This window comes from Streptomyces acidicola (genome assembly GCF_009377235.1).
GTDB classification, from domain to species: Bacteria; Actinomycetota; Actinomycetes; order Streptomycetales; family Streptomycetaceae; genus Streptomyces; species Streptomyces acidicola.
In genome coordinates this window covers 1-4,682 of the sequence record NZ_VMNX01000409.1, presented here as the reverse complement: position 1 = coordinate 4,682, position 4,682 = coordinate 1, and the positions used below count along the sequence as shown (strand labels likewise).

The following is a 4,682-nucleotide window of genomic DNA, read 5'->3' as shown; positions in this document are numbered from 1 at the left end:
CCCGTACGGCCTCCCCACCCCCCTCGACGGCACCGCCTCCGCCCTCGTACGCCCCTACCTCACCGCCCACGAAGAGAAAGAGGAAGCCGTACTCCGGCAGCGCCGCCGCCTCACCCTCGTCCTCGCGGCGGACTTCCGAATCGACCTCGACCGACACCTGATCGGCGCGGAGAAGGTGGCCGCCTGATGGCACGTGCAAACGGCACAACCTCCCCGCGGCTCCTGCCCTGGCCTTCCCCGGATGGCAAACCCTGCTACCTGGTGACCGACAACGGCGGCAGCTACCTCTCCCGCCTCGCCGACGACTTGGAGGCCGTCCAACTCGCCACCGGCACCGACGTCCTCGGCCTCGCCCGCAAGGTGCTGGACGACCCCGTATCGCCGTACACCGAGGTGCGGTACGCAGGCCTCCGCCTCGCCGAGTGCCTCACCGACGCCCTGCGCGTCGCCGAGTCCCGGGGCATGCGCCTGCCCGCACCGGAGGACGAGGAGCCTGAGGACACGGCCAGTCCCGGAGAGCGAGAAGGCACCCCGGCGACCGGACCACCCTCCCGTATCGGATCACGCCCCTCACGAGCAGCGAATCCGGCGCCGTAGGCGTCATCTACATGGCGTTCGGGCCGTAAGCCCCGACAAAGACAGAGGGCGCCCCCCGCAACCTTGCGTTGCGAGGGGCGCCCTGCGCGGCCGAGGAAACTAGCCGCCCAGCACCGTCAACGGCACCTGCACCATGATGGCCGTCCCCGACTCGCTCGCCGTCCAGCCGCGGCCCGCGGGGAGCGGGGTGCGGGCCTGTTCCGTGGAGATGCGGACACCGATGAGGTCGCCCTCGGCGATGCTCTTGGGGCCCAGGAGGATGCCGCGTCGGGAGCGGCGGGCCATGCCGACCCAGCCGAGGGAGCTCATCGACTCGGGCAACCCGGCCAGCAGCAGGCCCTGTTGGCGGTCGCGCCCGGCGGCGGCGACCTGCCTGAGGACCTTGTCGGCCCGGCCGCTGAGCAGCAGGTCCGCGTCGTCCACGACGACGACCGTGGGGCGGCCCGCGACCGCCTTGAGGGCCTCGGTGACCGCGTCCGCGGAGGGGTCGGGGTCGGTGAGGACCTGGGCGAGGTCGTGCGCCGCGAGCTGCCTGAGCTGGGACTCGCGGGGCGTGATCACGACGAGCGAGGTACCGCCCAGGAGCAGCGACACGCACATGGAGGCGAGGGTGGTGCTACGCCCCGTACGCGGCGGGCCCGCGACCATGAACGACCCGCCGCTGGCGGCGAAGTCGAAGCCGAGGGGCTCGCCGGTGTCGCCGCCGACGCCGAGGAGCGCCCACAGCGGGCGGCGGTTCGCCTCCGGGATCTGGTCGACGGCGTCCTGGAAGCCGATCAAGGTCGGCAGTTCCGCGATGCGGAACGGCCGCCGGGTCGCGGCGACGGACGCGTCCCGGGCCGTCGTGCGGCGGCCGATCTCGCGCAGTGCGTCGCCCTGGTCGGCGCCGTCCTCGGCCGGCAGGAGCGCGATCTGGGCCTCGATGCCGCTGGGGGCGAGCCAGCCGCGGCCGGGGGGAATGTGCGCGGGAACCTTGTTGCGGGTCATCCCGGCGAGGTTGTAGTCGCTGGGGTCGGCCTGCTTCAGCAGCAGCCGGTTGTCGTTGTGGGCCGCCAGGCGACCGCCGAGCAGGACGCGTTCGGAGGTGGCGATGACGTGGATGCCGGCCGCCGTGCCCTCGCGGAGCAGCCGGACGACCTCGGTGTAGACACGGCCCCCGTCGTAGTCGTCGAGCATGGCGCTGAGCGCGTCCCAGCCGTCGATGAGGAGCAGGAGCCGGGCCGGGCGGCGGTCCTTGGGGAGCTTGGCCCGCAGTTCGCCGAGTCCGGCGCAGTCGTGCTGCGAGATCAGCCGCTGACGTACCGTCAGTTCGCTGCTCAGGCGGGCGATGATCCGTTCCAGCCGCTCGGTGTCGTGCCGGGAGACGACGGCCCCGCAGTGCGGCAGCGATTCGAGGGCGGCGAGGCCGCCGCCGGACGCGTCGATGCCGTAGATGTGGAGATCGGAGCTGGGGATGGCGAGGGCTGCCGCACCCGCGATCGTCCGCAGGACCTGGGTGCGGCCGGAGCGGGGCGAACCGATGACGTAGAGGTGGCCGAAGCTGGAGAAGTCGATGACGCCGAGCCGCTGTTCCTGGCGCTGCGGGATGTCCAGCAGCGCGTACGGGACGAGCGGCAGGGCGCCCGGCGGGGTCTTCGGCACCGGCGGCAGGTCCTCGATGCCGACGCTGTCGGCCATCGGCGGCAGCCACGGGCTGGCCTGCGGCTGGTAGTCGTCCAGCATCTCCGCGGCACGGCCGATGGCCTCGACGAGGGCGCGCAGGTCGGTGAGCGGCTCCTCCCCGGGGACCACGGCCACGGCCAGGTCTTCGTCCTCATGGGCGCTGACGTCGGTGGGGCGGCCGAGCCGGGCCCAGGTCAGTTCGACGCCGCGTACGGGCCGGGCGGCCGCCGACTTCTCGGCGGGCGCCGCACCGCCGCGTTCCGCGCCGACCCAGGCGCTCTGGAACGGCGTGGGTGCCCCGGAGCCGCGCCGGATCAGGGCCCGTCCGGGGTTGCTGGGCGAGATGCTGACCGCGTCGGGGGCGTTGATGATGTCCTGGCTCTCGGACCGGTCCGTCACGCGCAGCGCGATCCGCAGGTTGGTGTTGGCGCGGATCTCGTTGCTGACCGAGCCGCCGGGCCGCTGGGTGGCCAGCACGAGGTGCAGGCCGAGGGAGCGCCCGCGCTGGGCGAGGCTGATCAGGCCCGGTACGAACTCGGGCAGTTCCCGTACGAGCGTGGCGAACTCGTCGATGACGAGCAGCAGTCGCGGCAGCGGCGGCAGCTGCGGGTCGCGGGCCCGCTTGGCCCGGTACTCGGAGTGGTCCTTGGCCTCGACGTCGGCCAGCACCTGCTCGCGACGACGCAGTTCGGCGTCGAGGGAGGCCAGGGCCCGCTGGACGAGGTGCCCGTCGAGGTCGGTGATCATGCCGAGGGTGTGCGGGAGTTCGGCACACTCACGGAACGCGCTGCCGCCCTTGTAATCGACGAGGACGAAGGCCAGTTCGTCGGGCCGGTTGGCGGCGGCCAGCGAGGCGATCATGGTCTGCAGCAGCTCGGACTTGCCGGAGCCGGTGGTACCGCCGATCAGCCCGTGCGGCCCGTCCCTGACCAGGTCGAGGCGGAGCGTCCCCTCGTACCCGGAACCGAGCACGAACGCGGTGGACGCCGGGCGGCGGGCCCACTCGGTGACCAGCGCGGCCGGGTCGGGCGGCTCCTGGCCGAGCAGCGGGAGCAGCCGTACCTCGGTGGGCAGACCGGAGTCGCTGTCGACCGTGACGTCCCGCACCGGGGCCAGCGCCCGCGCGACCTCCTCGCACCAGTCGGGGGTGACGAGGTCGGCCCGGATGCCCTCGACGGCGGGGGCGCCGGAGGTCCGTACGGTCAGCCGGTTGCCCTCGGTGGTGACGACCGCGGTGCACTCCTCCGGCAGCAGCCGCTCCCGCTCGTCCACGCACAGGCTGAAGATCCGCACCGCGGGTCCCTGGGTGAGCACCTGCACCACGCCCGGCACGTCCCGCAGTCGGCGGGCGCCGTCGAGGACGACGAGCACGTCGGGCTCGCTCAGCAGGGTGTGGCCGAGGGCGGAGGACGCCTGGGCGGTGAACCGGGCCTGGATGTCGGCGATGAGTTCGTTGACGCGGTGGGCGGTGCTCTCCGGGTCGTTGCCGAGCGCGATGACGCTGCCCGGGCGGCCGGGCCTGAGGTGCGGCAGCCAGCGCACCCAGCTCCAGGCGTCGGCGTGCTCGTCGCTGGTCAGGACGACGATCCGCAGGTCGCGCGGGCTGTGCAGGACGGCGGCCTGGGCGACGGCCCAGCAGGCCACCGTGCGCGGGGTGTCGCCCTGTCCGGCGAGGCCGACGACGCCGAGGTCGGCGAGTTCGACGCCGAACGGCGCGTCGGCGAGGCGCCAGTGGACATGGCGGTGGTTGGTCTCGCGGGCGTGGTCGTCGATGCGCTTGAGGGAGGGGCGGGTGACCGTCCCGACCCGCAGGGTGAGGTGGTCGGGGTCGCGGCGGCGGCGCTGCCAGAGCAGGCTGCCGGGGCCGGTGGCGGTGAGCAGCACGGTGGCCGGGTCGGGGAACGTCGTGTTGCGCAGGTCGCGTTCCTCGACGGTCGCGTCCCGCATCTCCAGCTCCAGGGCCGCCCGGCGCAGCCGGTAGACGCGCAGCGCCTCCTCATGCGCCCTGCGGCCGGAGCGGCGGCCGATGATCCAGTTGCTGACCGCCATCATCGGCGTGAAGAAGATGAAGATGACGAAGTAGAAGGAGCGGAACAGGCTCATCATGACCAGGCCCATGACCAGCGGGGCCATCATCATCATGAACGGGAAGGGCCGGTTCCTGCGCTCGCCGGGCGGACCCTGCATCCGGATCGACTCGGTGTCCAGGTGCGGGGCGATACGCGGCGGCCGGTTGTACTCGATACCGAGCCCGTCGGCCGACGGGTTGACGGCCGCGTCCGGCTCGAACGGCGGCATGAGCCGCAGCAGATGGTCGCCGAGCGAGAGGTCGGCGTACGGGGGCCAGGGCTCGGTGCCGTAGTCCGGGGCCGGCAACTGTCCGGCGGGGGGCAGCGCTTCCGGGGCCGGCAGGCCGTCGGGGC

General features: G+C 73.3%; 2 protein-coding genes and 1 pseudogene. 2 read left to right on the top strand and 1 reads right to left on the bottom strand.

The window, feature by feature from the left end; all coding sequences use genetic code 11:
- A pseudogene (locus FPZ41_RS44970) lies at nucleotides 1-187 on the top strand (hypothetical protein); the annotation flags it as partial.
- Nucleotides 187-597 (top strand): hypothetical protein, encoded by a 411-nt coding sequence (locus FPZ41_RS44965; RefSeq protein ID WP_152870515.1) that lies wholly within the window; start codon nucleotides 187-189, stop codon nucleotides 595-597. The pseudogene FPZ41_RS44970 and the gene FPZ41_RS44965, both read left to right, overlap by 1 nt.
- Nucleotides 598-696: 99 nt before the next feature.
- Here FPZ41_RS44965 and FPZ41_RS44960 read toward each other — a convergent pair.
- The coding region (locus tag FPZ41_RS44960) for an FtsK/SpoIIIE domain-containing protein (RefSeq protein WP_152870513.1) at nucleotides 697-4,682 on the bottom strand (3,986 nt) is incomplete at its 5' end.

Bases quoted from the DNA above. Each gene is read 5' to 3' on its own strand.
- FPZ41_RS44965 (WP_152870515.1), top strand. From the start codon at position 187: ATGGCACGTGCAAACGGCACAACCTCCCCGCGGCTCCTGCCCTGGCCT.